23 protein-coding genes, 1 tRNA gene and 1 pseudogene are annotated in these 25,071 nt (G+C 55.9%); 16 read left to right on the top strand and 9 right to left on the bottom strand.

Features of this window, described 5'->3' with window-relative positions:
- The first annotated feature begins 13 nt into the window (after positions 1 to 13).
- The 7 genes and pseudogenes from exeH to exeN all read left to right on the top strand — a co-directional run bounded on the left by exeH (position 14) and on the right by exeN (position 5,257).
- Positions 14 to 586, top strand: coding sequence for a GspH family T2SS minor pseudopilin variant ExeH (gene exeH / locus NOM67_RS08805; protein WP_255935958.1), 573 nt, complete (start codon positions 14 to 16; stop codon positions 584 to 586).
- The gene (gene exeI, locus NOM67_RS08800) at positions 583 to 942 is read left to right on the top strand and encodes a GspI family T2SS minor pseudopilin variant ExeI (RefSeq protein ID WP_033113033.1); all 360 of its coding nucleotides are present in this window, start codon (positions 583 to 585) and stop codon (positions 940 to 942) included. The genes exeH and exeI overlap by 4 nt, the downstream gene beginning before the upstream one ends.
- Positions 939 to 1,577 (top strand): annotated as a pseudogene (gspJ, locus tag NOM67_RS08795) (type II secretion system minor pseudopilin GspJ); the annotation flags it as partial. The gene exeI and the pseudogene gspJ, both read left to right, overlap by 4 nt.
- A 121-nt stretch (positions 1,578 to 1,698) precedes the next feature.
- Positions 1,699 to 2,706, top strand: a complete 1,008-nt coding sequence (gene exeK, locus NOM67_RS08790) for a GspK family T2SS minor pseudopilin variant ExeK (RefSeq protein WP_255935951.1) — start codon at positions 1,699 to 1,701, stop codon at positions 2,704 to 2,706.
- A 114-nt stretch (positions 2,707 to 2,820) separates the two neighbouring features.
- Positions 2,821 to 4,005, top strand: coding sequence for a GspL family type II secretion system protein ExeL (gene exeL, locus NOM67_RS08785; protein WP_255935949.1), 1,185 nt, complete (start codon positions 2,821 to 2,823; stop codon positions 4,003 to 4,005).
- Positions 4,002 to 4,493: a GspM family type II secretion system protein ExeM gene (exeM, locus tag NOM67_RS08780; RefSeq protein ID WP_041208225.1), complete on the top strand. Its 492-nt coding sequence runs from the start codon at positions 4,002 to 4,004 to the stop codon at positions 4,491 to 4,493. The genes exeL and exeM overlap by 4 nt, the downstream gene beginning before the upstream one ends.
- Positions 4,490 to 5,257, top strand: coding sequence for a GspN family type II secretion system protein ExeN (gene exeN, locus NOM67_RS08775; protein ID WP_255935944.1), 768 nt, complete (start codon positions 4,490 to 4,492; stop codon positions 5,255 to 5,257). Before exeM ends, exeN begins: the two co-directional genes overlap by 4 nt.
- A 63-nt stretch (positions 5,258 to 5,320) precedes the next feature.
- Here exeN and NOM67_RS08770 read toward each other — a convergent pair whose 3' ends face one another.
- The 4 genes from NOM67_RS08770 to NOM67_RS08755 form a co-directional block, all read right to left on the bottom strand.
- Positions 5,321 to 5,965 carry a 3-keto-L-gulonate-6-phosphate decarboxylase UlaD gene (locus NOM67_RS08770; protein ID WP_043851370.1) on the bottom strand — a complete coding sequence of 215 codons (645 nt, stop codon included), beginning with the start codon at positions 5,963 to 5,965 and terminating at the stop codon, positions 5,321 to 5,323.
- Between the two features lie 125 nt (positions 5,966 to 6,090).
- Complete coding sequence (locus NOM67_RS08765) at positions 6,091 to 6,783, bottom strand: L-ribulose-5-phosphate 4-epimerase (protein WP_139406016.1); 693 nt, start codon at positions 6,781 to 6,783, stop codon at positions 6,091 to 6,093.
- Positions 6,784 to 6,823: 40 nt separating this feature from the next.
- The gene (locus NOM67_RS08760; protein ID WP_255935940.1) at positions 6,824 to 7,300 is read right to left on the bottom strand and encodes a PTS sugar transporter subunit IIA; all 477 of its coding nucleotides are present in this window, start codon (positions 7,298 to 7,300) and stop codon (positions 6,824 to 6,826) included.
- Between the two features lie 44 nt (positions 7,301 to 7,344).
- Positions 7,345 to 9,096 (bottom strand): PTS ascorbate-specific subunit IIBC, encoded by a 1,752-nt coding sequence (locus NOM67_RS08755; RefSeq protein WP_021229098.1) that lies wholly within the window; start codon positions 9,094 to 9,096, stop codon positions 7,345 to 7,347.
- A 512-nt stretch (positions 9,097 to 9,608) separates the two neighbouring features.
- On the opposite strand from NOM67_RS08755, the gene ulaG reads away from it, so the two are divergent.
- From ulaG to ulaR, 4 genes are all read left to right on the top strand, one after another.
- Positions 9,609 to 10,676, top strand: coding sequence for an L-ascorbate 6-phosphate lactonase (gene ulaG / locus NOM67_RS08750; protein ID WP_021229099.1), 1,068 nt, complete (start codon positions 9,609 to 9,611; stop codon positions 10,674 to 10,676).
- Between the two features lie 120 nt (positions 10,677 to 10,796).
- Positions 10,797 to 11,621: a Cof-type HAD-IIB family hydrolase gene (locus NOM67_RS08745; RefSeq protein ID WP_255935930.1), complete on the top strand. Its 825-nt coding sequence runs from the start codon at positions 10,797 to 10,799 to the stop codon at positions 11,619 to 11,621.
- Between the two features lie 14 nt (positions 11,622 to 11,635).
- Positions 11,636 to 12,508, top strand: coding sequence for an L-ribulose-5-phosphate 3-epimerase (locus tag NOM67_RS08740; protein WP_255935927.1), 873 nt, complete (start codon positions 11,636 to 11,638; stop codon positions 12,506 to 12,508).
- Positions 12,509 to 12,605: 97 nt separating this feature from the next.
- Positions 12,606 to 13,364, top strand: coding sequence for an HTH-type transcriptional regulator UlaR (gene ulaR, locus NOM67_RS08735; protein WP_021229102.1), 759 nt, complete (start codon positions 12,606 to 12,608; stop codon positions 13,362 to 13,364).
- 114 nt (positions 13,365 to 13,478) lie between these two features.
- Here ulaR and NOM67_RS08730 read toward each other — a convergent pair.
- Positions 13,479 to 13,566, bottom strand: a tRNA-Ser gene (locus NOM67_RS08730).
- Between the two features lie 198 nt (positions 13,567 to 13,764).
- Here NOM67_RS08730 and NOM67_RS08725 point away from each other — a divergent pair.
- From NOM67_RS08725 to NOM67_RS08715, 3 genes are all read left to right on the top strand, one after another.
- On the top strand, positions 13,765 to 14,421 hold the full coding sequence (locus NOM67_RS08725; protein ID WP_033113039.1) for a Bax inhibitor-1/YccA family protein: 657 nt from the start codon (positions 13,765 to 13,767) through the stop codon (positions 14,419 to 14,421).
- Positions 14,422 to 14,585: 164 nt separating this feature from the next.
- A complete protein-coding gene (gene yccS, locus NOM67_RS08720) occupies positions 14,586 to 16,751 on the top strand; it encodes a YccS family putative transporter (protein WP_255935922.1) in 2,166 nt (721 codons plus the stop codon).
- A gap of 24 nt (positions 16,752 to 16,775) precedes the next feature.
- A complete protein-coding gene (locus NOM67_RS08715; protein ID WP_019446869.1) occupies positions 16,776 to 17,126 on the top strand; it encodes a TusE/DsrC/DsvC family sulfur relay protein in 351 nt (116 codons plus the stop codon).
- A 64-nt stretch (positions 17,127 to 17,190) separates the two neighbouring features.
- On the opposite strand, the gene NOM67_RS08710 is transcribed toward NOM67_RS08715, so the two are convergent.
- From NOM67_RS08710 to NOM67_RS08700, 3 genes are all read right to left on the bottom strand, one after another.
- Complete coding sequence (locus NOM67_RS08710; protein WP_255935920.1) at positions 17,191 to 17,931, bottom strand: hypothetical protein; 741 nt, start codon at positions 17,929 to 17,931, stop codon at positions 17,191 to 17,193.
- A gap of 166 nt (positions 17,932 to 18,097) precedes the next feature.
- A complete protein-coding gene (locus tag NOM67_RS08705; RefSeq protein WP_255935918.1) occupies positions 18,098 to 19,003 on the bottom strand; it encodes a Gfo/Idh/MocA family protein in 906 nt (301 codons plus the stop codon).
- Positions 19,004 to 19,211: 208 nt separating this feature from the next.
- Positions 19,212 to 19,598, bottom strand: a complete 387-nt coding sequence (locus NOM67_RS08700; RefSeq protein WP_043849411.1) for a hypothetical protein — start codon at positions 19,596 to 19,598, stop codon at positions 19,212 to 19,214.
- Between the two features lie 729 nt (positions 19,599 to 20,327).
- Here NOM67_RS08700 and NOM67_RS08695 point away from each other — a divergent pair.
- Complete coding sequence (locus NOM67_RS08695) at positions 20,328 to 20,972, top strand: hypothetical protein (RefSeq protein ID WP_255935915.1); 645 nt, start codon at positions 20,328 to 20,330, stop codon at positions 20,970 to 20,972.
- Positions 20,973 to 21,150: 178 nt separating this feature from the next.
- Here the strand turns inward: NOM67_RS08695 and NOM67_RS08690 are convergent, their stop codons facing one another.
- Positions 21,151 to 22,332: a M28 family metallopeptidase gene (locus NOM67_RS08690; protein ID WP_108614072.1), complete on the bottom strand. Its 1,182-nt coding sequence runs from the start codon at positions 22,330 to 22,332 to the stop codon at positions 21,151 to 21,153.
- A gap of 623 nt (positions 22,333 to 22,955) precedes the next feature.
- Between NOM67_RS08690 and NOM67_RS08685 the strand changes: the two genes are divergently transcribed.
- Positions 22,956 to 25,067, top strand: a complete 2,112-nt coding sequence (locus NOM67_RS08685) for an AAA family ATPase (protein WP_255935910.1) — start codon at positions 22,956 to 22,958, stop codon at positions 25,065 to 25,067.
- The last annotated feature ends 4 nt before the right edge of the window (positions 25,068 to 25,071 follow it).

Below are 25,071 nucleotides of genomic sequence, written 5' to 3'. Positions count from 1 at the left end.
TGGAGCAGTCCGAATGAGGGCTGCACCATCTGCCCGTCGCCAATCCGGCTTTACCCTGCTGGAAGTGTTGCTGGTCGCCATGCTGATGGGGCTGGTGGCCACCGCCGTCACCCTCAGTATGGGTGGCGCAAAAGGTGACAGGGAGCTCGACAAGCAGGCGCGCCGCCTGATTGCAACCCTGCAGCTGGCGCAGGAGTACGCGGTGATGGATGGCCGGTTGGTGGGCATTCGCATCGAGGAGAATGGCTGGCAGTTTATGCAGCGCCAGGCAAAGGATCGCAAGTGGCTGGCCCTGACCGGTGACAAGCAGCTGGGTCAGGTGCAACTACCGGAGAACATGGCGCTGACCCTGGAGCTGGAGGGATTTGGCTGGCAACCCGATCCCGATGAAGAGCGCGAAAAAAAGCGGGATGACAAGGAGCGCACCCCGCAGCTCCTTATCTTCCCCGGTGGCGAGCTGACTCCCTTTACCCTCACCTTCAGCCAGCAGGATGACGAGGTGCGCTACACCCGCATCGTCAAGGGGGACGAGTTCGGCCGCCTGACCCTGCTCACCGGCGATGAGGATGAAGAGGTGAGCGAATGAACGCCCGAGGCATGACACTACTCGAAGTCATGGTGGCGCTGGCCGTCTTTGCCATTGCGGGTCTCGCGGTGATGAAGACCGCCAGCGAGCACCTCTCGGCCCTCAACTATCTGGAAGAGAAGACCCTCGCTACCTGGGTGGTGGAGAACCAGCTGGTGCAGCAGAAGCTCGAGAACAAGTGGCCCGGCGACAGCTGGGTAGAAGGGGATGAGCAGATGGCCGGGCAGACCTGGTACTGGCGCTATCGCGGCGTCGCGACCAGCGACAGCAACTTCAAGGCGCTTGAGATGGAAGTGCGCACCGAGGCCAAGGCCGAGAACCCGATCGCCATGATGCGGACCTATATCAACCGATGATCCCGAGCAACACCCGCCCTTCCCGTCACCGTGGTTTTACCCTGCTTGAGATGCTGGTGGCCATCGCCATCTTCGCCACCCTCAGCATGGGTGCCTATCAGGTGCTGCAAGGGGTGCTCACCAGCGACGAGGTAGCCAAGCGCAAGGAGGCCCGCCTCTCCGAGTTGCAGCTCGCCTTCACCCTGCTGGAGCGGGATGTCACCCAGATGGTGCCGCGCAGCGGCCGCATCGAGGGAGAGAACAACAAGGTGCTGCTGGCCGCTTCCCGTTTTGGCCAGCAGAGCGATGACTGGGGCATGGCCTTTATGCGCAGCGGCTGGCTCAACCCGGACGGCATGCTGCCCCGCTCTCATCTGCAGCGGGTCGGCTGGCGACTCAAGGATCAGAAGCTGGAACGTCTCAGCTACCTCTATCCGGATCCGGTGATCGGCACCGAGCCTCGCACCCAGCCGCTTCTGACCGGCGTCACCGCGTTTCGCCTCTACTTCTACGACAAGGGGAGCTGGAAGGAAGAGTGGACCCAGCGCAGCGTGCTCCCCTACGGGCTCGCGGTCGAGCTGGATCTGGAAGATTACGGCACCATTCGCCGGCAATTTCTGATTGGCGCCGGCGGCCAGCGCGCCGAAGAGAACAGCCAGAGCGGCAATCCCAATCCGGGCGGCGACAGCAATAACGGCAACAACGGCGGCAACGGCGGCAACGGCAATAACAGTGGTAACAACAGCAATGGCGGCAACCAGAACGGGGGGAGCGCCAATGCGAACTAACCCTGTACGCCCCGGCCGCCAGAGCGGTATGGCCCTGCTGGTGGTGCTGCTGATCCTCTCGGTGATGGTGATCATCGCCAGCAACATGAGCGGCCGCCTGCAGCTGGAGCTGCGCCGCACCAGCAATGTCACCGCCGGCAAGCAAGCCTGGTGGTATGCCCTCTCGGCGGAGGCGCTGGTGAGCAAGGTGCTGGCACAGGATTTCAAGGATGACCCCGAGGTGGTGAGCCTCGGCCAGAAGTGGGCCAGCAAGAACACGGTGTTTCCGGTCGATGATGGCCAGCTCAAGGGCGAGGTGACCGACCTGCAATCCTGCTTCAACCTCAACAGCCTGAGCGTACCCAATCAGGCGGGCAACAACGGGGAAGAGCTGGAGCAGCAACCCTATCCGGTGCAGGTGTTTCGCGCCCTGCTCAAGGAGCTGGCGATGGATGATTACGAGGCGGCCCAGCTCACCGACGCCATTCGCGACTGGACGGACAAGGATACGGTGCTGGTCTCCAGCCTCGGCGCCGAGGATGCCTACTACGAGGGGCTCAAGCCTCCCTACCTCACCGCCAACCAGTGGATGCTGGGCAAGGATGAGCTGCGGGCGGTGCGCGGCGTAACGGCCAGGGTCTATGCCAAACTGGCCCCCTATGTCTGCACGCTGCCAAGCGACAAGCTGAAGATCAATATCAACACCCTGCTGCCGGAACGCCCCGAGCTGCTGGCTGCGCTCTATCTGGGCAAGATTGGCAGCGATGACGCCAAGCGGGTACTGACCGAGCGGCCAAAAAAGGGGTGGAAAGATAGCAAGCAGATGACAGATCAGCTGCCCGTACCTCTTGAAACCGTCAAGGGGCTCAAGGAGGCGCTGGTGGTCAAGAGCGACTTTTTCGAGGCCCGCGTGGTCGCCGAAATAGGCGACAGTCGTGCCTGGCTGGAAAGCATCTTCCAACGGGGCAAGGACAACAAGCTGGTCATGCTGCGCCGCCTCAACAGTGGCGCCGAATAAACAAGCGCTGGCGGGAGCGACTCCCGGCAGGGCAAACATTGGATGCAGCCTGCGGGCTGCGCACCGGTTGCGTCGGTCTGGCCCGTACGAACCGGTATCGCTGGAGAGAGATGCGTGAGCGAGAGTCTGGTCATCCGTCTGGGGACCACCAAACAACAACCGGTCGCCTGGCTGGTCTGGTCGAGTCAGGAGCAGGAGATCATCGCCTCCGGCGAGCTCCCCTCAGCTGACGCGCTGGGCGAGCTGCAGGAGCGCGCTGGCGGCCGCCCCGTGGTCACCCTGGTGCCGGGCAGCGATCTGATCTTCCGCCGCGTCACCCTGCCGGGGCGCTACAACCGCCAGTCGGCGGCGGCCCTACCCTATCTGCTTGAAGAGCAGATCGCCTCCGACGTGGATGAGCTGCATCTGGTGGTGCTGGCCCACGACGGCCCGCAGGTCGACCTGATGGCGGTGGATCGCCAGAAGATGGCCGAGTGGCTCGGCTGGCTCGAGGCTGCCGGCCTTAGAAGTCAGCAACTGCTGCCCGATGTGCTGGCACTGCCGCAGGCGGCTGATGGCTGGTCTGCCCTGCAGCTCGGCAGCGAGTGGCTGATCCGCCAGAACGCCTGTCAGGGGATTGTGGCCGACGAGTCGCTGCTGGCCATCTTGCTGGCCGCCGAAGCCGACCCCGTCACCATTCACAGCCATACCCCGGCGCCCGCCATTGCGGCGGCCAACTGGCAGCCGGCCGAGCCCGAGCTCCCCATGCTGCTGCTGGCCAGGGGTGCCCTCACCTGCCGCGCCAACCTGTTGACCGGCCCCTACCGGCCACAGACCGAATATGCCCGCTACTGGTTGCAGTGGCGCAAGGTGGCGATTACCGCCGCCCTCTTGCTGCTGGTGGCCCTCGTCCAGCGCGGTGTCCAGCTGCATCAACTGGCGGAGCAGGACAAGGCGCTCAAGGCGGAGATCCGTCAGGTCTACAGCCGCATCTTCCCTAACGAAAGCCGCATCGTGAACGTGCGCAGCCAGATGACCCAGCACCTGCGGCTGATGGGGCAGGCACCGCAAAACGGCATGCTGCTGATGCTCACCGAACTGGCCCCCACCTTTGCCGAAGTACCCGGCCTCAAGCCGCAGGTAATGCGCTTTGATGCCAGCCGCCGCGAGCTGCGGCTGCAGGTGACCGCCCCCGGCTTTGCCGAGATAGAGCGGTTCCGCGAACTGGCGGGCAAGCGCTTCGAGGTGCAGCAGGGCGAGGTGCGCAGCACCGATGGCAAGGTTGAAGGGGCGCTGGTGCTCAAGGGTAAATCATCATGATGGAAAAATTGCAGAGCTGGTGGCAGGGCATCACCGCACGAGAACAGCGACTGGTGGTGGCAGGCAGCATCCTGCTGCTGGTCGGCCTCTTCTACTGGAGCGTCTGGCATCCTCTCGACAACCGCATCGCCGAGCGCGAACGTCAGGTGCAAAACCAGCAACAGACCCTCGCCTGGCTCAAGGAGAAAGGGGAAGAGGTGCTGGCCATGCAGGGCGGTCAGGGTCGCCAGATAGACACCAGCGGCACCCTGGAGGGGGTCGTCAACCGTACCGCCTTCAACCACAAGATCAAGATTGCCCGCCTGCAACCACAGGGGCAGGAGCTGCAGGTGTGGATCGATACGGTTCCGTTCGATGATCTGCTGCTCTGGCTCGCCACCCTGGTAGAACAGCACGGCATTCAGGTTCAAATCATCGAGCTGGCCCGCGAGGAGCTGGCCCCGGGTCTGGTCAAGGTCAGACGTTTGCAGTTGAGTCGTCCCCAATGAAAAAACGCATCCTGATTGCCAGCCTGTTTCTGGCAGCCTACTTCGTCTTCCTGCTGGCGACCCTGCCTGCGGCGCTGGTGGTGCGCTATCTGCCGCTGCCCGCCAACGTTGCCAGCCTGCTGAAGATGGAAGGAGTGAGCGGCACCCTGTGGAGCGGCCAGATCGCCCGGCTGCAATATGCCAGCGAATCCATCAGCCAGCTGCGCTGGGATCTCAATGGCTGGTCACTGCTGCGCTTCGCCCCCGAAGTAGCCATTCGCTTTGGCGAGCGCAACGGCCTCAACGGTCAGGGCGTTGTCGGCTGGAATGGTGCCGCCTTCGGCCGCGACCTGACCCTCAATGCCCCGGCCCCCTGGGTAATGGCGCGCATCCCGCTGCCACTCCCCTTCCCGGTCACCCTCACCGGTCAGCTGCAACTCAAGGTGGATCAGTTTGCCCAGGGCACCCCTTGGTGCGACAACCTCTATGGCAACCTCGACTGGTACAACGCCAGCGCCGATACCCCGGCGGGCAAGCTGGATCTGGCCGACCCCGAGGTGAAACTCACCTGCCTCGACTCCAGACTGGTGGCCGAGCTCAAGCAGGGCTCGGATGCGGTACAGACCAGCGGTCGCCTCGAGCTGCAACCCAATGGCCAATACCTGTTTCAGGGCAATATGAAACCCGGCCCGGCCATGCCAGAGCAGATGCAGCAGCGGCTCCCCTTCCTCGGCCAACCCGACAGTCAGGGCCGCTTCCCCCTGCGCTATCAGGGGCGGATCTAACCCCTTCAACGACAAGGCCCCGGACTATTTCCGGGGCCTTTATTCGCTAATAACCAGCACCTGTTACCAATATTTGCTTATCTCTCGGCGCAACGCTTCTGCGGTTGCCTGACCGCTTTCCGATGCCAGTGCCCGTCCGGCGATAAAAGTCTTGGCCCTAATCCCTTCAAACAGATGGATATCCTCCGGCACGATACCGCCGGTGATCGACAGCTCCAGCCCCAGCTCGGAGAGTGCCCGCATCTTGCTCAAATCGGCCTGGGTCCAGCTGACCCCGGCCAGCTCGGCATCCCGCGAGCGGTGATAGATAGCCTGGGTGATCCCCATATCGGCCCACTGTTTGGCATCATCCAGCGTCCAGTTGCCATAGATCTCGATCTGGATCTCCCCGCCAAACTCATCCGCAACTTTCTTGCAGGCAGCAATGGTAGCAACATGTGCGGCGGCCGATACCGTGATCCAGTCAGCTCCGGCCGAGAAGGCCATGCGAGCCAGAATGGCACCACCATCCGTGGTCTTCATATCACACACGATTATGTGATCAGGGTGACGCTCGCGCATGGTGCGTACCGCAGACATCCCTTCTGCAAAAGCCAGAATAGTGCCGACCTCGATCACTTCGACATAACTGGCGACGCGATCGGCAATATCTACGGCGGTAGCAAGATCGGTAGAATCCAGAGCAATCTGTAACATGGGTTTGGTCATACTATATTTCCTCAATTTAAAACCTTGGCAGAATGGATTGGCCCATTGATTTAAAGTCGATAAAGGGCCGTAACCTGACGTCACTAACATAAATAGATGGGCAATTTAAATAACGGGTCGACTAATTAGCGCTGGCCGTAATAGGCATTCTCACCATGTTTTCTGAAATAGTGTTTATCAGACAACTCCTGCGCAATATGGATGGCCGGATTCAATGCTCTGGTTGCCAGCGCCATGGTGGCAACCTCCTCCAGCACCAGCGCATTGTGCACCGCATCCACCGCACTCTTGCCCCAGCAAAACGGGGCATGACCGGTAATGACCACGCCTGGCAAGGCCTGTGGATCCAGATCCCGTCGCTGAAATTCTTCGACAATGACCTTGCCGGTATTTTTTTCATAGTCAACGCGAATTTCATCTTCGGTCAGCGGACGGGTGCAGGGAATATCGCCATAGAAATAATCGGCATGTGTGGTACCCAAGGCGGGAATATCCATTCCCGCTTGCGCCCAAATAGTGCCATGACGGGAGTGGGTGTGCACAATACCGGAAATGCCTTTAAACGCTTTATATAAAACCAGATGGGTTGCGGTATCACTGGACGGGGATAAATGCCCATCGACGATCTGGCCAGCCAAATCAACCACCACGATATCGTCAACGGTCATATTGTCGTAAGAGACCCCGGATGGCTTGATGGCCACCACGCCCAAGCTGCGATCTATCTGGGATACGTTGCCCCATGTCAGGGTAACCAGACCGTATCGGGGCAACAGCAGGTTGGCCTCCAGTACCGCCTCTTTCAATGAGTTGTACATTTCGTTCTCCTGGGCCCCTTGCGGGGCCGCGTTGGGTGCCTCAGACCACTTGCGCCAGCGCCTGATCAATGACGTTGAATACATCTGCGGTGCTCTGGCACGCTCGCAGCTTGTCGAGGTTGATCCCGCTCTCGCTGTTTTCATCCTCCAGCACCTGAGTCACCTCCATCAGCCCCTCCATGTGTTCATCCGAGGTGCTGCCCGCCAGCGTCACCAACACGTCCACCGGCTCCTCTTCCCCCTCAAACTTCACCGGCGTGGTCAGGGTGACCAGTGCAAACGCCGTGCGATTGACTCCATCCTCTGGCCTCGCATGGGGCATCGCGAATTGGGGGGCAATCACGATATAGGGCCCCATCTTTTCAATGCTGCCGATGATTGCGTCATGGTAACGCGGCTCCACGGCACCGGAGCGGATCAGCATGTCGGTGCCCAGCTTGATGGCGCTGCGCCAGTCGCTGGCGGCCACATTGAGCAATACAGAGTTGTTTTCCATCAGAGATTGTTTGAATTTCATCTTGTTCTCCTTGCCCGCGGCCACATGCCGCGAGGCTCATCGGCTTAATTTGCAAAGTTGTTCTTGATGATGCCCAGCAGTTCATCACCAAACGAATTGGGGTTGAGCATGTTCTGCACGCCCAGCACGAATTTGCCCTCACCGGGGCTCATCTCGCCGGCCAGATGCTTGGAAGAGACGATGATGTCGGTGGTCTGCAGCTTGGTTTTGTAATCGGCCACGGCGCAGGAGTCCATGATATGGGGCACGCCACGCTGTTCGAGAAACTTGCCGATCTTCATCTTCATCATCATGGATGAGCCCTGACCATTGCCGCATACCGCCAGGATCCGCACTGCATGTCCCCCTTTGGCACTCTCGACTGGCGAGGCTGGCTGATCGGCCGCTTCTTCTGCCACGGCGGCACTCGGGACAGCCATATCCTCTTCCATCCGCAGGGTGCGGGAAGCGAAGTACATATAGAGCCCGGCGCCAGCCAGTAACACCACGAAGAACAGGGAAGATAACGAGAGGCCCTGCATGATCACCGGGAATACCAGCGCCCAGTCAGCCATCCCCATCCAGCCGTTGAAGCTGGTGCCATTGACCGCGAACAGGTGGATAGCCCAGGCAGAGCCAAGCACCTCGATGATCCCCATGACGAAGCAGATCTTCATCACTGCGCGCCAGCCGCCAAAGTGGTTGGCGAACACCCCTATGGTGGCGTTGGAGAAGAACATGGGAATGAAGCCCGGGATAATCATGATGGGCGCCTGGAATGCCAGCAGGGCAAGCACCGCCAGAAACTGACCGATAGCCCCCCACATGAAGCCAAAGACCATGGCATTCGGCGAGTAGGCGTAGATGGCGGCGCAATCGATTGCCAGGACGGCGTTGGGAATGACCCGTTCGGAGATCCCCTTGAAGGCCTCGGAGAGTTCGGCAACGAACATCCGCACCCCCACCACGATGACCTGAATGGCGACCGCAAACTTGAGACCGGTTTCGAGAATGTAGATGGACCAGTGAGTCTGACCCGCCATCTGTTGCAGATTATCGAGGCCAAACGAGAGCAGGATGATACCGAAGAAAATGGTCATCACGATGGCGGTCGCCGTGATGCTGTCGTGGAAGATGTGCAGCCACTTTGGCAGCTTCAGGTGATCGACGCTCTCTTCCTTGTTGCCCAGTTTCGGCGCCACCTTGGTGGCAATCCAGGAGGCGACCTGTTGCTGGTGACCGATGGAGAACCCCGCGCCACCAGTTACTTCCTGAGTCGGCTTGAACATGATGTTGGAGGAGATCCCCCAATAGAGCGCCATGATAACGGCGGAATAGAGGATGGTTTCCCACATCGAGGCCCCCATCACCATATAGAAGACCGCGATGAGGCCCACCTGCTGAAACATGATGTGACCGGTCAGCATGATGGTGCGGATCCCGGTATAGCGCCGCAGCAACACCAGCAGAATATTGAGGGCAAGGGCCAGCAATACCGCATAGCCGACCCAGGAGTAGTTCTCTCCCATGGTTTCCATGGTCGCCATCATGGTGGTGTAGGGATCAATCACTGAACCGGTGAGGTGATGATATTCCGCAATTTTGTCCACCACCGGCTTGAAGCCTGCCACCAGCGTACTGGCGCCCACCTGCACCAGCATGAAACCGACGATGGTCTTCACGGTGCCCTTGACGACCGTCGTGCCATCCTGCTTGAGCAACAGGTAGCCAATACAGGTCACCAGCCCCAACAGCAGGGGTGCCTTGGTCATCACCTGACTGTAAAAGATGTAAAAAGCGTTGTAGAGGGTTTCCATATTTATGCTCCGTCCAGATGAGGACAACTCATGGCTATTGGATTGGTGCGGACATCTCACCATTCATATGGGCATTGCTTTACCTGACGCCCCGCGAGCAGATTCAACTGCCACCACTCACTATCAAATCCAAAATAATCATACATAATCACATTGTGATTTATTGTGATGAAGATCGAGGTCGGGAGAATCTCTTTTTTCCACCATCCGGATGTGAAATTTCGGTTAAAAGGGTACTCAAAGCTGCATGAAAGGATTCAAAGAATCCCTTGAAATAGGCAGCAAATAAGTAAACCCAATAAATACAACCACTTAAAAACATGCTCACCTCTTGATTGTGATGTGCCGCAATTAATCTCACAAAACAATCACCACAATCATTGATAATCACAAAAGCGAGTAATATAGTCACAACCAATCAAAGCAAATCACTGGCTCGCAACCATGCAAGTCATGTCATCACCCGATGAATCACCACTGTGTGAACCATCCAAATCAGAAAGGTATGTGAGATGAGCAAGATTGAAGAAATCACCCGTGAATCGTGGATCCTCAGCACCTTCCCCGAGTGGGGCACCTGGCTGAATGAAGAGATTGAGCAGGAAGAGGTCAAACCGAATACCTTCGCCATGTGGTGGCTGGGTTGCACCGGTATCTGGCTGAAGTCTGCTGGCAATACCAACATCTCCATCGACTTCTGGTGCGGCACGGGCAAGCGAACCCATGGCAATCCCTACATGAACAAGCAGCACCAGATGATGCGGATGGGGGGCGTGCGCAAGCTGCAACCCAACCTGAGAACCTCACCTTTCGTGCTCGATCCTTTCGGGATTAAAGATATCGATGCAGTGCTCGCTACCCACGATCATGCCGACCATATCGACGTCAATGTGGCGGCTGCCGTGCTGCAAAACTGTGGGGAGCATGTGAAGTTCATCGGCCCGAAAGCCTGTGTCGACCTCTGGTTGCGCTGGGGGGTGCCTGCCGAGCGTTGCGTGGTAGCCCGCGTAGGTGACGAGATCCCGGTGGGCGATATCGTGATCCAGGTACTCGATGCCTTTGACCGTACCGCGCTGGTCACCCTGCCGGCGGGGGTCTCCTCCACCGACAAGAGCATTCTGGATGGCATGGATGATCGGGCAGTGAACTATCTGGTCAAGACATCCGGGGGCAACCTCTACCACTCGGGTGATTCTCACTACTCCAACTACTACGCCAAGCATGGCAATGACTACCAGATCGATGTGGCGCTGCTCTCTTATGGCGAGAACCCCCGCGGCGTGACCGACAAGATGACCTCATCAGACATCTTGCGGGCCGGGGAGTCCCTCAACACCAAGGTGGTGATCCCGTTCCACCACGATATCTGGGCCAACTTCCAAAGCGATCCCCGCGAGATCGAAGTGCTCTGGAACATGAAAAAAGATCGCCTCGGCTATCGCTTCAGCCCCTTCTTCTGGCAAGTCGGTGGCAAATACACCTTCCCGACCGACCAGAGCAAGCTGCACTACCAGCACCCGCGCGGGTTCGATGACATCTTCATCGATGAGCCGGAGCTGCCTTACAAATCCTTCCTGTAAGCACGCCCTGTCAGACGTCGGGTAATACGAGGGATGGTGATGGAGATGGGCCAGCAAAGCTGTCATCTCAATCACCCCCTCTATTACCCCCACCTCACCGGATAACAAGAAGATCAGACGATGCGCTATCACGCCCTGGCCCTCGATCTCGATGGCACCACCCTGACCAGTGCTCACACCATCATGCCGGCCGTCAAAGAGGCCATCATGAGGATCAAGGAGCAGACCACCGTCATGCTGGTCACCGGCAGACACCACACAGCCGCCCACCCCTATCACCACGAACTGGGGCTGACCACTCCCATCATCTGCTGCAACGGCACCTACGTTTACGACTACGACCGGCGCGTAGTGCTGGCAGAGAACGCCATTCCCCATCAGCTGGCACAGCGATTTATCGCGCTGGCAAGGGAGTACCGGCTCAACCTCGTCATGTATGTCACTGACCGCATGGTCTACTCCGCTCATCAGCCGGTGCGCTACGTGGCGGCCCTGCAGCAGTGGGCCAGTGGCTTTGCGCCGCCGATCCAGCCGCAGGTAGCCAGTGTTGACTCGTTTGAAGAGGAGCTGGCCAACAGCAGCCATGTCTGGAAGTTCGTGGCCGAGGGAGAGATCACCGCCATTCAGGCCTTCTCACATCACCCTTGGGTACGCGAACACTTCAGTGGCGAGCAGTCATGGGCCAATCGGGTCGATTTTGCCCGCCGCGGCAACAGCAAGGGAGCGCGACTGCAGGATTATCTGGACCAGCAAGGGATCAGCCCGGCTCGACTGGTCGCCATCGGCGACAACCACAACGACACCTCCATGCTCTGCCTCGCGGGGATGGGCATCGCCATGGCCAATGCCGAGCCGGAGATCAAGCAGATGGCCAACCGGGTCACCAGCGAGAGCAATGACGAGGGCGGGATCCTCGAGGTATTGAACCGCTATTTCCCTATCTGACTGCAGGAGCTTGTATGCACCACTTTGACCATGCCTTACGCCTCGGCCTTTATGAAAAAGCGATGCCCTCCGCGCTGGAGTGGCAAGAGAAAATTCTGTCGGCCAAGGAGCTTGGCTTTGATTTCATCGAGATATCCATTGATGAATCAGATGAAAAACTACAACGGCTCGACTGGTCAGATAGCGAAATCTATCAGCTCAGACGCTTGTGCGAGCAGCACAGCTTGCCGTTGCACTCCATGTGCCTGAGCGCCCATCGCCGCTTTCCGTTTGGTTCGCAGGATCCGGCCATCCGCGCGCAGGCGGCCATCATCATGGAAAAAGCGATCGATCTGGCGTACAAGCTCGGCATTCGCTGCATCCAGCTGGCGGGCTACGACGTCTATTACGAACCGCAAAGCGACGAGACCCACCGCCACTTCATCGACGGGATGAAGGCGGCAGCCAAAATGGCGGAACGGGCAGGCATCATGCTGGGTGTGGAGATCATGGATACCCCCTATCTCAACTCCCTCAGCAAATTCGAGGTGCTGAAAAAGCAGATCCCCTCCCCCTACTTCATGGCCTATCCGGATGTCGGCAATATCACCGGCTGGAACTATGACACCTGCACCGAGCTGCAATTGAGTGCAGACCATATCGTGCAGATCCACCTCAAAGACACCCGCAAGGTAACGGCCAGTTGCAGCGGGCAGTTCCGTGATCTGGTCATTGGCGAAGGAGAGGTCGACTTTGCCGCCATTTTCCACACTCTGGCAAAAATCGGTTACAACGGCCCCTTAGTGCTGGAGATGTGGGCCAGGGATGAAGAGTGGGCCAGCAACCTGAAAACGGCCAAGGGGCGACTGGCCGAACACGCGCGGCAAGCCGGTCTGGCGATCGCCTGAACGCCCATTATCAGAAGAGTTAACAAGGTTGCTGTCATCGACACCTATGCGCGATATAATCACCACCCAATCAGATTCAATCATCATCAGGCATGATATGACAGAAGCACATCGCCATAACGCCATTTTGGAACTGCTCAATCAGAAACGTCATCTGTCGGTCAACAGCATAATGCAAGCCTTTGATATTTCTCCGGCTACTGCGCGCCGCGATATCAACAAGCTCAATGACTCCGGCAAGCTGCGCAAGGTGCGCAACGGGGCCGAAGCCCTGATGCAGGCCAGAAAGGCCCACTGGTCTCCTCTCGACAGCAATGAAAGCCTCAATCACAGCGAAAAGGTGCGCATCGCCCAGGCGGCGGCTGCGCTGATCAAACCGGGGGAAAGCGCGGTCATCAACTGTGGCTCCACCGCCTTCGTGCTGGGTCAGGAGATCTGCGGACAGGATGTTCAGGTCATCACCAACTACTTCCCGCTCGCCAACTACCTGATCGAGAATGACCATGACGGCGTGGTGATCATCGGTGGTCAATACAACAAGTCGCAATCCATCACCCTGGCACCGCAGGACGAGATCTCCTCCCTCTATGCCGGGCACTGGATGTTTACCAGCGGCAAGGGTGTCACCGCCGATGGTCTCTACAAGATGGATATGCTGACCGCCATGGCGGAGCAGAAGATGCTCAACCACGTCGGCCGGCTGGTGGTACTGGCTGACAGCAGCAAGGTGGGACAGCGGGCAGGCATGCTGTTTTGCGCCGCCAGCAAGATCGACATTCTGATCACCGGCAAGGATGCGGATAAAGAGGTTATCGAGCAGATCAAAGCCAAAAATGTGCAGGTCATTCTGGTCTAGGACATAAAGAGCCAGGGCGCTTTGTCGGCGCCTTCATTCAAGGCCATTTTCGGCCGGAAATCGCAGATACGAAAAAGCCCAAGCGGGTGACCGCTTGGGCTTTCTCTTTGAATATGGCGGAGGAGGTGGGATTTGAACCCACGGATGGTCGCCCATCGCCGGTTTTCAAGACCGGTGCATTCAGCCGCTCTGCCACCCCTCCGAACGGCGAGCATACTACGTCAAGCGCTTGTTCATATGCAATACATATTTCCTGTGGGATAGTGTGCGGGAGCAAAATGGCAGGTGGCTTGAAATTGTTCCTCGTCATCCCTATTTGTTCTTCATAGAATGCTTAGGCTTTAAGTGATGACGAGACGGCCGCTCGCCGCCTCAACAGGACACCAAGAGGACACCCAAGATGGATACCCGTTCTATCTACACCGGCACCCAGAGTGCCGCACGCGATACCAACAAGGTGCTGCGTAACACCTATATGCTGCTCTCCCTCACCCTCGGCTTCTCTGCCGTGGTGGCGGGCATCGCGACCGTAATGAACATGCCGCCGCTGCACTGGGCCATCTTCCTCATCGGCGTATACGGTCTGATGTTCCTGACCGAGAAGAACCGCAACAACAGCATGGGCCTGGTATTCACCTTCGCCCTGACCGGTCTGCTGGGCTATAGCCTGGGGCCCATCATCAACATGTATATGAACAATGGTGGTGGCGAGATCGTGATGACTGCCCTTGGCGGCACCGCGCTCACCTTCTTCGGTCTGTCGGCCTACGCCCTGACTACCAAGCGTGACCTCTCTTTCATCGGCGGTATGCTGTTCGTCGGTTTCTGGGTACTGCTGGTGGCCATGATTGCCAACATCTTCCTGCAGATGAGCGCCCTGAGCCTGGCTCTTTCCGCCATGTTCATGCTCTTCTCCTCCGGGGCCATCCTGCTTACTACCCAGCAGATCGTGCGCGGCGGCGAGACCAACTACATCTCCGCCACAGTCACCCTGTATGTCTCCATCTACAACATTTTCCTGAGCCTGCTGAGCCTGCTTGGCGGCAACCGCAACTAATCAAAAACCCCGCTTCGGCGGGGTTTTTATTGGCTCCTGTTTCTGTCAGGATAAGTTGCAAATCAAGGATATGATGCGAAGCGGCCCTGATCCAAATCAGGGCCGCTTCTCGCTTGGCGGGGTAACATCCTGCCCTCGTTTCGTTCAAGGGTTGTTCCTGTTTCATGCCGATGGATCTCTCTGGCCTGCTGCGCCGACTGCTGACCGATAGTCACATCTACTTCGCCCTCAAGGTGCTGCTGGCCATTCTCGGTCTGCTCGCCTTCACCCTGGCCACCGGCAATATCCAGCTCACCGTGCTGCTCTCCCTCGGGGTAGTGGCCGGCGCCATCGCCGAAACCGACGACAGCCTGTGGGGACGCCTTAAAAACCTCGCCATGACGCTTATCTGCTTCATGTTTGCGTCCCTGTGCGTGCAGTATCTCTACCCCACCCCCTGGCTGTTTGCCATCGGGCTCGCCAGCTCCACCTTTATCTTCGTGATGGTGGGGGCGCTCGGCGCCCGCTATGCCACCATCAGCTTCGGCTCGCTGCTCATCGCCATCTACACCATGCTGGGCGCCGCCAAGGCGCCGGACCTTTTCTACCAACCGCTGGCGCTCGGCGCCGGCGCCCTCTGGTACGGGCTGGTCTCGTTTATCTGGCTCTGGCTGCTGCCCTACAAGACCCTGCACGAGCAGCTGGCCCAGAGCTACTTCGCCCTTGGCCGCTACCTGCTGGAAAAATCCCGCTTCTTCCCGGCGGACGAGCACGGCGCCCAGGCCATTCGCCACAATCTGGCCCAGCTCAACATCAATCTGGTGAGCGCGCTGACCCTCACCAAATCGGCCCTCAACGCCCGCCTGAGCCGCCGCCATCCGGCGAGCCCCGAGCTTGCCAGCCTGCTGCGTCTCTACCTGCTGGCGCTGGAAATTCACGAGCGTGCAACCTCCAGCCACTACCCCTACAGCCGGCTGGAAGCGGAGCTCAAGCAGGGCATCGTACTGGAAGGATTTCAGGAGGTGTTCCTGCAGCTCTCCGAAGCATGCCAGCGGCTCGGTTACGCCATTCTGGTGCACAAGCCCTACGCCCATAACAAGCGCATTCACTGGACGCTGGAGGCCCTCGGCGATCAGCTGGAGTTCACCAATCTCAAGCAGCACTACCCGAAAACCCTGCTGACGCCGATGAAGTTCCTGCGCCGCAATCTGGCCAGCATCAACCAGCTGCTCGGCAGCGCCGAAGTGCTGCAAAATCCCGGGCAGCCGGAGCAGGAGCTGCCCGCGCTGGCGCGCCCGCCCCGCCTGCCGCTGCTGACCCAGCTCAAGCAGCACCTCACCTTGCACTCCATGGTGTTTCGCCATGCGCTGCGCCTCTCCTTGGGGCTGGTGATCGGCTACGGCATACTGCAAGCCTTTGATCTGGAAAAGGGCTACTGGATTTTGCTGACCGTGCTGTTTGTCTGCCAGCCCAGCTACAGCGCCACCCGCCGCCGACTGGTGCAGCGGATGCTCGGCACCTTCGCCGGTATTCTGGTGGGTATTCCGGTGCTCTGGCTCTTCCCCGAGCTGCACGTCCAGCTGGTGGTGATGGGGCTGGCCGCCTTCCTGTTTTTCACCCAAGTGCGCAACAACTACAGCGCCGCGGTCTGCTTTATCACCCTCTACGTGCTGATGGCGTTCAACCTGCTCGATGGCATCGGCTTTGCCATTCTGGGGCCCCGTCTGCTCGATACCCTGCTCGGCTGCCTCATCTCTTACGGGTTGGTGGCCTGGCTCTGGCCGGACTGGCAGTACAAGCGGCTGCCGACCCTGATCGCCAACTCGCTCTCGGCCAACGCCCGCTACCTCTCGGCGGTGCTGGCGAGCCTCAAGCAGCAGCGGGACGAGTCCATCGACTATCGGGTGGCGCGCAAGAGCGCCCATCTGGCAGACAGCGAGCTGGCCACCGCCTGGCAGAGCATGCTGGTGGAGCCGCAAAAGCGCCGCCGCTTCCTCGATCTCTGCTTTACCCTCACCTGGCGCAACCACGCCCTGCTCTCCTACATCTCGGCGCTGGGAGCCCATCGCGACAAGCTGGAGGCCATCAGCGGGCTGGATGAGGTGCGCCACCACATCTGCCACACCCTGGAGCAGGCCGCCGGTCATCTGGCGGGCAACCCCTCCAGCTCCATCGGTGGTCAGTGTCCGATTCTTTGCACGGACAGCAGCCCGGATAGCAGCGAGGAGCAGCTGATGCTGACCCAGCAGCTCAACCTGATCAGCGAGCTGGCGGATCAGCTGCTGCATCTGGCCAACGAGAGCCGGTTGCTCACCGGGGATCAAGGCGCTACCATGCCCGCCCAATCCTGATAGCCCCATTAGCGAGGAGCCCTCATGTCTGCGTCCGAAAAACATCAGCTGGAATTCAACGGCCAACTCATCGAGACCGATGCCAAGGGCTATCTGCTCAACAGCAACGACTGGAGCGAGGAGCTGGCGCTGGTACTGGCCGCGCAGGAGGGGATCACGCTTGAGGAGCCGCACTGGGAAGTGGTGCGCTTTGTGCGCGCCTTCTATCTGGAGTTCAACACCTCCCCCGCCATCCGCGCGCTGGTCAAGGCGATGGAGAAGCAGTACGGCCCCGAGAAGGGCAACAGCCGCTACCTCTACAAGCTGTTCCCGGAAGGCCCAGCCAAGCAGGCAACCAAGATTGGCGGCCTGCCCAAACCGGTCAAATGCATCTGATCCCATAAAGCGGGCGGAGCAAAAGCACCGCCCATTCCATTCGTTGTTGGCAACCAAAAGCCATTTATCTACCAAACAACCTTGCAAAGAATCCCTTCTTTTTTTCTTGTGTTACTGGCTCAGTCATACTTTCTATCTGAGCAAGTTGTTCAAGGCTCGCCTCTGCATACAGCAAGGCTCCATCAGGATAACAATTAAATAAATTTGTCAAACTTCGAGTTGAGTTCAAATCTAGTGGATTCGGCTCAACTATTTCTGTCGCCTCAACCAGTGCCAGGTCATTTTCTATAGCGTCATCAACTGCACGCCAAAATATATCCAGACGACCATGAGAAAAAACATCGTCCAGTTTGTCACGAACTGCAGAGTTACAACTGTAATCACTGCGTAATGCTTTCAGTGCCTCGTTGGACAAGAAAACACCTCCACAGTAATTTTCTGTCAGGCGATTATCAAATACGCAGTTTTTAAAATCTTCTGGCACTAATTGTTTCCAGTCACTAACATAGCGTGACATTAATTTATCATCAGCTAAAAATGAAAATCCAGCTCCTCTGAGGTAATGATGTTTGCGTAAAAACCCAGAAATAATTGCTATATAAAAGGCATGACCTTTGTTAAAAGGCAAATCTTTTTCGATAGTTCTCGCTTCTTCGAATCTTGACTTTAATTGTTCAGTATAAAAATCATCCACTCCAAATTGCGAAGCAATGGTCTTGTAATGCTCAAGATCTTGCAGACCTTTAAAATAAATTGAATGAACTTCTTCTTTACTGATTGGGTGATAAGTAATATCCCATCCCATAACACCGCCTCGAATAATAACTTTTATTCACCTTGAGATGAATTTGAGTGTAACAAAGAACCAAGTATCCTGTCCGATATGGAATATGATTCTTGCCAGTGCAATAAAACTACCAAGGATGTCATATCACTCAGCATGGTAGTTATCATTTTTCCACCTCTATTCGTTAAACCGCAAGCGCGACCAGTTGCTCTGCCAGCCGGTGACCGTGCAGGTAGGAGGCGATCAGCTCGCTATCTGCCTTGCCGATCTCAATCTGCTGATACCAGTGCTCCAGCATGGCGGCAAAGCCGCGCTGGGCCAGCACCGGCTGCCAGTCGTTGGGACTAAGCATCTGTGCCTGCTTGTCGCGGGCGATGCTGCCGCGGGTACAGTTCTCAAGGTGCAGGGAGAGGTTGTCACCGTAGGCATCGATGCGCTCCTCGGTGATCCCGGTGCTGCGGTTCATGCTGCCGCTGATGGCGCGATCGCCGCTCTGCCAGCTGATGCTCACCCCGGCCAGCAAGCTGTTGTCCTGCGCACAGGGGCGCAATACAGCATGAAAGTCGCCGCCCGGCACGCCGCCATAGAAACAGAGGCTGTCGAGCACATGGATAAAATCGTCGAACATAAAATCCCGCGCCTTACCCGGCAGGGCGAAGCGGTGTTTCTGCCAGTTAAGCTCGGTGAGCGGCTGGGCGCGCGCCTCGGCCATGGCGGGCAGATAGCGGCGGTTGAAACCGGTAAAGAGGGCGCAATCTTGCGCGATGGCGAGATTGGCCAGCGCCTCGGCCTCGGCCAGATTGTCGCACAGGGGCTTGTCGACAAAGGTGGGGATCCCTGCCCGCAGGCACTGCTCGGCCAGCTCGCGATGGACGGCGGTGGCGGCGTGGATCATCACGGCGTCGGGGCGGCTGGCCAGCATGGCCGCCACATCGGTAAAGCACTCGGCGACCCGATACTGGCGGGCCAGCTTTTCCAGCACCGCTGGATTGCGGGTGCAGAGCAGCGGGGTGACCCGCTCATCGCTGGCAAGCAGCGGCAGATAGGCTTTTTGGGCGATATCCCCCAGACCAATCATGGCAATGCGCATGACAACTCCTTGTTTTATATGGCAAGCGTGTGAAGGGGCTACGGCAACGACTCTTGCGGCAACCCGGCAATGCAAACTGGCCGACAGGGTAACACTCCCCTCGGGCCGCCTCCATCGGCTGCACCAAAAACAGCAGGGGCGACCCGCTGGTCGCCCCCGTCTCTGCATCTGTTGCATGCACTACACGCCGCGCGGCGGCCTGCGGGCATCAGCCCCGTGACAGCCCCTTGAGGGACTGGCAGTCGTAGTAGGTGATGCGCGGCTTGTCGTTGTAGTTAAGATCGATCACCCCGAACAGCATCTTCTGCGCCGGCAGATAGATGTGAACGTAGTTGGCCTGCTTGGCATCGGCGACCTTGAGACTCTCCTGACTGTTGTTCATGTAGGAGTTGAGCATGCCGGCGGTGCTGTAGCGCTCCAGCAGGTTCATCGGCATCTCTTCGTTGTGCTTGAGGGTGCAGTTGTTCTCCGGCTTGGGCGGGAACTGACCAATAACCACTTTGCGCCCTTCCGGGCTGGTCTTGTCAACAGAGGTCATGCTGCCGGCACAGGCCGTCAGCAGCAGAGCTGGCAATAACAGAAACAGTTTTTTCATGGAACCTGAACTCACAAAATGAGGCCATCCCGGCCCGGGTTTTCGCCGCGGTGGGGGCCGGAGCGTCTGCCGCCAGCCTCACCGCCGTCGCTTGTTATATAGGTCTCGCCAAGGCAAGTGGCGCGCATCTTCACACCCCGCCCGTCGATATTCAATCACTATTCAATCAATAGGGCGGGAAGAGTGTAACCAGATATTTCATGGGGTTATCCAGCCCGCGCAGGACGCGCTTTGCCGCCCTTTTCCGCCAACCAGCCGATCGGCGCCAGGCCCCACCCTTGCTGGTCTTGGGGCCGACTCCCCTTGCCTCTTTTGGCCGCTGTTAGCCGATGATCGGGGGGATAATTTACCTCGCCCCTCCCCCTTGGTTCGCCCCTGCCTGCGGCCAATCGTTTCACCTATGTAACGCTTTAAGTGATTTGTGTTTCACCTGCGCAAAAATCAGGGTTTGGCTACTAGCGGCGGTTGGCTGGCATGGGCTGCGGGTAGATGCCCGCCAAGAGAGCTTTTCAGGCTCTTATGGTGTCCAGCTCACAGTCATGATGGCTTCGTTTGGCTTACCATGGCGCTCTTGTCCCTGCTGCCGTGCAAAGGGCTGTTGCAGGCTATTTGCCGGAATGGATTACCGCTGACCAAGCCCTGTTTGGCTGCTGCCGTTTATTGGCGACGGCCATGATGGCCTGTGCGCTATCAGCCCCTATAAGACGCGTTATTTATGGATATATAGCGATGAAATCATCAATTGCTGTCAGGGCCCTGTCGCCCTATATATTCGCCATTTTGTCAGCTGGGCTGATATCCAGCGGATACAATGCGCTGCCGATCTATTGCGGCCTCGCCGTGGTGCTCTATCCGGTGCTGGTTGCCATGCTGGCCAACGACTGGGAAAAAGCGGGGCTGGTCTATCGCGAATCAACTCAGGTCGAGGTGGATGTCAATGTGCGCGGGATCCTTATCACGGAGCAGAGACGGCATCTGGAGAACCTCTACTTTGTCTCGCCGGAAATAATGCAGGGCAAGCTCACCCGCCTCGCCCGTATCAAACTGTTGCTCTGCGGCGCCATGTTTGCCGTGTCGCTCTATGAACTCGCCCTGCAAGCCGAGGCTCAATTTGCCCTGCCCGCCGTCAATCTGCTGGATATCAATCTGCTGGATATCTGCGGCCTGATGATCGGCCTTGGCGCCGTGCTGTTTCTCGGCCACTGCGCGAGAAAAAGCCTCTCCCTCTATGAAGCCTGTCGCCACAAAAACTATCTGGTGCACTCTTATGACGAGCCCGGTGCCCAGCTCTATAGCGCCACCATTGCGCTCAAGGTGGACAACCTGCAGGTGCGCCATACCCGCATATTCGATGCACTGCTGGCGTGGTATTGAGCAAGCGTTACCTGAAATAAGGACGACTGGGGATAACGACCTTGCGGGTTTTTTCCTCATCCCCAAAAGCGCCAGCTCTCGGGGCTTTTTGTATGACGGGGGCAAGGCCGCACAGAAGATAGAAAAAAGGAAGGAAGTCGAGACGTCCCTCCTTTTGGCTTGCGCAGCGGCCTGTGTCTCAGTTTATCTTGCCCATTTCGACGGCAAAGCTGGTCGCCAGCTGGGCAAACTTGAGTGCGTGGCCAGCCGAGGGATCCGAGTTTTGCAACGTATCCTGCGCCGTGTGGATCCTGGGGTTGTATTCGCTAAAGCGTGACTCGAACGGCATGGCGGCGGGGTAGCCCTGATTGTGCCAGGAGGCGTGATCCGAGCAACCATAGCCACAGCTGTCATAGCCATAGCTGACTTGCGGCAGGTAGGCATCGATCAGCTGGGTGAGGTAGCCGGTCAGCCCCTTGTCGGTGTAGTCGGTCATAAAGACGATGTCGTTCGCCGAGCCCTTGTAGTTGGTCATATCCAGCTGGAGCGCGGCCAATACCCTGGTGTTGGCCGCCTTGTAGCGGCTGGCGATATCCTTGGAGCCCCGCAAGCCTACCTCCTCTGCCGCATAGCCGATAAATTGCAGGGTACGCTCCGGCTGGCGGCCCTGTTCGGCGATGACCCGCAGCACCTCGGTCAGGGTAGCGATGCCGGAGGCGTCATCATCGGCGCCGGGGGCCAGCGTCTTGCTGTTGGGGGCCGAGCCTGCGGTGGAATCGAGATGGCCACCGAGCACCACCACTTCGTCAGGATAGCGGCTCCCCTTGAGGGTCAGCACCACCGATTGTTGCGGGTAACCGCTATGTTTGACCCGGCTGACGCTGGCCCATGGCAGGGTGCTGCCGAGGCTCTGCCACTGGCTGGCTACCCAGTCGGCGGATTGCGTGCCGGTGGGGGTGGTGTAGTAGCGGTTGCGCCAGCCGGATAGCTTGCTGATGGTGCTGGCGATATTGCCTTGATCCAGATGGGGCAGCAGCCGGTTGACACTGGCCCCCTGGGTCAACGGCGGTGCACTGAACAGGTTTTGGCTAAGGGGCTGGGCCATGCTCTGCAGCGCATCGGCCAGGGTCGTGTGCACCACATAGCCACCGCAGCGCTGGTGCCCTTCGTGCATCAGGTGCGAGAGGGATCCAAGCTCGCTTGCCTCAATCTGGGCCAGCTGGACGGGCGCCCCGCTGGCACTGAACAGGGGGGAGAGCTTGGCATTGACCTGCTTGAGTTCAACCCCGCTATCGGCCCCAATCGTGATCCACACGGGCGCCCCCGCCTGAACGGCAAGGGGAATCAGGGGGAGTAAAAGGGCTGCAGTCATCGCTTTCATGTCGGATCCTTCCGGTTATGGTTAACAGTAAACAGATTTAATAGGTCTCATAAGAAGACCAAGCTAGTCTAGTCACCCACTGCCATTAAATCGACCACTCCCTGCACCAAATGGCACCACCTGATGTAAAGCGCGCCAGCCGGGGGTTTTAACTCTACCGGACTTCCTGCTTTTCCCTCCCCGCCCCTGTTGCCCTGCTTGTACAGACCCTTGATTGTTCCGCCTGCGCAACAGCTGCTCGCTGATTCGTTGCACCAGTAAAACAATTTAAGGGGTGCCAGCACCCGGCCATAACCGCAGAATGGCCAGCAGCCAGCGCCCGATCACTGTCCGGTTAGCGCAAGGTCGCAGAGAATGAAGAGTTTGATAGAGGTCAAAAAACGAGACGTTTCTGATAGTTACATCATTTTAAGGCTCGCCTCGGCAGTTTCGTTTGGCTTACCATGGCCATCCAGAACCTGTTGAGTTGCGATGGGTTGCTGCCAGCGCAGGTCAACGGAGCAAGTAATCCATGAGCAGTAGCATGATATTTGGTGGCGTTACGCCTTGCTCAAAAAGGTGGATGTACCAGATTCCCCTTACCAATAAACTGTATTTAGTTAAAATATTATGGGGATATTTATATGCAGATACAAATAAGAAACTGTAATAGCATTGACAATGCTGAACTAACTATCGTAGAAAAAAAGCTTAACATAAAGTTTGCGCCTAATGGCACAGGTAAAAGCACTATAGCAAAAGCGATTCTTTATAGTGCAAACAGCGTAGATAGAATATCGGAATTACTTCCATTTAAATTAAGAAAAGAAAACCCTGATTCTTTGAAACCAGAAATAAATAACACATCGGCAATCAATGGCGTTATGTGTTTTAACGAAGAGTATGTAAATCAATTTACATTTCAAAAGGATGAATTGATTAGCAATAGCTTTGATATCTTCATTAAAAATGAAGCCTATCGTAAAACAGAATCAGAGATAGAAGAGATAGTAAATAAAATTAAAGTGCTATTTCTTGATAATGTTGATTTAGATACTTTCATAAAAAATCTCACTGAATTAAGCGATGCATTTAAAATAACTAAATCAGGACTTTCAAAAAGCTCCACAGGAATGAAAGCTCTATCTGCAGGGAATAAAATACAACATATTCCACAAGGGCTTGAAGCATACAAACCATTTATATCTAGCACAAATAATGTCAACTGGATTGACTGGCAAACAAAGGGGTTAAAGGATTTCTATAGTCTTTCTGAATGCTGCCCATTCTGTACCGAACAAATATCAGGTAAGAAAGATACTATCGAGCTAGTAGGTAAAGAGTATGATAAGAATGTAATTAAAAATCTCGTTTCCATAATTAATGTAATTGGAAAACTAGGTGAGTATTTCTCTGATGAGGCAAAAGAAAAATTAAACATCATAACAACATTGCCTAATTGCTTAGAGGAAGAACATGAGGATTTTCTTAAAAATATTAAAAAACAGATTGATCTGCTAGTTAATAAATTACATAAATTGAAACAGTTAAATGGCTTTGACTTTAAAACTGGTGATAAAGTATCCGAAATACTAGATGGCTATAAACTAAATTTACAGTTCTTTTCTGATATTGACTCAGAGAAAACAAGGGTATCATTGGCATCAATAAATAATTCTATTGATGAGGTATCTAAGCAAGCAGGTCACCTTCAAGGGAAAATTGCAATTCAAAGAAGTGGCATGCAGAAATTAATTTATAAGCATCAATCTGATATTAATAACTTTCTCGCATATGCTGGTTATAAATATTCAGTTCAACTAAATGGTGATGATGAAAAAGCACAGCTTAGATTAATGCACGTTGATCATGATGAATTTCTTAGTGGTGGAGATCAACACTTAAGTTTTGGTGAAAGAAATGCTTTTGCTATCGTCTTGTTTATGTATGAATGTTTAGCAAAAAAACCGGATTTAATTATTCTAGATGACCCAATATCATCATTTGATAAAAATAAAAAATATGCCATTTTAGAGATGTTATTCCGACGTGAAACGAAAGACTGTTTGAAAGGCGAGACTGTTTTAATGTTAACTCACGATGTTGAACCAATTATTGATACAGTAAAATCAGTCTCTTCTCAGTTTTCTAATCAAGTTAATGCTTCTTACTTAAGATATATTGATGGTGAAATAAAAGAACAACACATCACTAAGTCAGACATTAAAACATTTACCCAAATATGTAAAGGTATCTTAGCGTCAGAAAAAAGCATAATCCTAAAGTTAATTTATTTACGTCGATATTATGAAATCACTGACAATATAGGCGATGAATATCAAATTCTTTCCAATCTATTACATTTGAGAGAAAAGCCTATTGATACAAGGGAGTCTCTGAATGCAGATGAGAGCTCACCAATAATGGATGAACAAAAATATGAATCGGGGTGTTTAAATATCAAAAATTTGATACCTCAATTTGATTACCCTACTTTACTTTCAAGTATTGGCGATATTTCTAAACTTACTGCATTATATAAAGATTGTAGTAATAACTATGAAAAGCTGCAAGTGTTTAGATTATTTGAACCATTTGGTTTAAATACTAGCAATTCTGTAATTAGAAAATTTATAAACGAAACATATCATATTGAAAATGAATATATATGTCAGTTAGACCCATCTCAATTTGATTTAATTCCAGACTATGTAAGGCATGAATGTGATAAATGTTTAGCTAGTGTTCTTCAATAAATAA

The sequence above is a fragment of the Aeromonas sp. SG16 genome, assembly GCF_024436135.1.
Classification (GTDB): Bacteria; Pseudomonadota; Gammaproteobacteria; order Enterobacterales; family Aeromonadaceae; genus Aeromonas; species Aeromonas jandaei.
This window is presented reverse-complemented; position numbering and strand designations above follow the sequence as displayed.

Excerpts from the sequence above, each read along its gene's own strand:
- exeH (WP_255935958.1), top strand. The coding sequence starts at position 14 with ATGAGGGCTGCACCATCTGCCCGTCGCCAATCCGGCTTTACCCTGCTG.
- exeI (WP_033113033.1), top strand. The coding sequence starts at position 583 with ATGAACGCCCGAGGCATGACACTACTCGAAGTCATGGTGGCGCTGGCC.
- exeK (WP_255935951.1), top strand. The coding sequence starts at position 1,699 with ATGCGAACTAACCCTGTACGCCCCGGCCGCCAGAGCGGTATGGCCCTG.
- exeM (WP_041208225.1), top strand. The coding sequence starts at position 4,002 with ATGATGGAAAAATTGCAGAGCTGGTGGCAGGGCATCACCGCACGAGAA.
- exeN (WP_255935944.1), top strand. The coding sequence starts at position 4,490 with ATGAAAAAACGCATCCTGATTGCCAGCCTGTTTCTGGCAGCCTACTTC.
- NOM67_RS08770 (WP_043851370.1), bottom strand. The coding sequence starts at position 5,965 with ATGACCAAACCCATGTTACAGATTGCTCTGGATTCTACCGATCTTGCT.
- NOM67_RS08765 (WP_139406016.1), bottom strand. The coding sequence starts at position 6,783 with ATGTACAACTCATTGAAAGAGGCGGTACTGGAGGCCAACCTGCTGTTG.
- NOM67_RS08760 (WP_255935940.1), bottom strand. The coding sequence starts at position 7,300 with ATGAAATTCAAACAATCTCTGATGGAAAACAACTCTGTATTGCTCAAT.
- NOM67_RS08755 (WP_021229098.1), bottom strand. The coding sequence starts at position 9,096 with ATGGAAACCCTCTACAACGCTTTTTACATCTTTTACAGTCAGGTGATG.
- ulaG (WP_021229099.1), top strand. The coding sequence starts at position 9,609 with ATGAGCAAGATTGAAGAAATCACCCGTGAATCGTGGATCCTCAGCACC.
- NOM67_RS08745 (WP_255935930.1), top strand. The coding sequence starts at position 10,797 with ATGCGCTATCACGCCCTGGCCCTCGATCTCGATGGCACCACCCTGACC.
- NOM67_RS08740 (WP_255935927.1), top strand. The coding sequence starts at position 11,636 with ATGCACCACTTTGACCATGCCTTACGCCTCGGCCTTTATGAAAAAGCG.
- ulaR (WP_021229102.1), top strand. The coding sequence starts at position 12,606 with ATGACAGAAGCACATCGCCATAACGCCATTTTGGAACTGCTCAATCAG.
- NOM67_RS08725 (WP_033113039.1), top strand. The coding sequence starts at position 13,765 with ATGGATACCCGTTCTATCTACACCGGCACCCAGAGTGCCGCACGCGAT.
- yccS (WP_255935922.1), top strand. The coding sequence starts at position 14,586 with ATGCCGATGGATCTCTCTGGCCTGCTGCGCCGACTGCTGACCGATAGT.
- NOM67_RS08715 (WP_019446869.1), top strand. The coding sequence starts at position 16,776 with ATGTCTGCGTCCGAAAAACATCAGCTGGAATTCAACGGCCAACTCATC.
- NOM67_RS08710 (WP_255935920.1), bottom strand. The coding sequence starts at position 17,931 with ATGGGATGGGATATTACTTATCACCCAATCAGTAAAGAAGAAGTTCAT.
- NOM67_RS08705 (WP_255935918.1), bottom strand. The coding sequence starts at position 19,003 with ATGCGCATTGCCATGATTGGTCTGGGGGATATCGCCCAAAAAGCCTAT.
- NOM67_RS08700 (WP_043849411.1), bottom strand. The coding sequence starts at position 19,598 with ATGAAAAAACTGTTTCTGTTATTGCCAGCTCTGCTGCTGACGGCCTGT.
- NOM67_RS08695 (WP_255935915.1), top strand. The coding sequence starts at position 20,328 with ATGAAATCATCAATTGCTGTCAGGGCCCTGTCGCCCTATATATTCGCC.
- NOM67_RS08690 (WP_108614072.1), bottom strand. The coding sequence starts at position 22,332 with ATGAAAGCGATGACTGCAGCCCTTTTACTCCCCCTGATTCCCCTTGCC.
- NOM67_RS08685 (WP_255935910.1), top strand. The coding sequence starts at position 22,956 with ATGCAGATACAAATAAGAAACTGTAATAGCATTGACAATGCTGAACTA.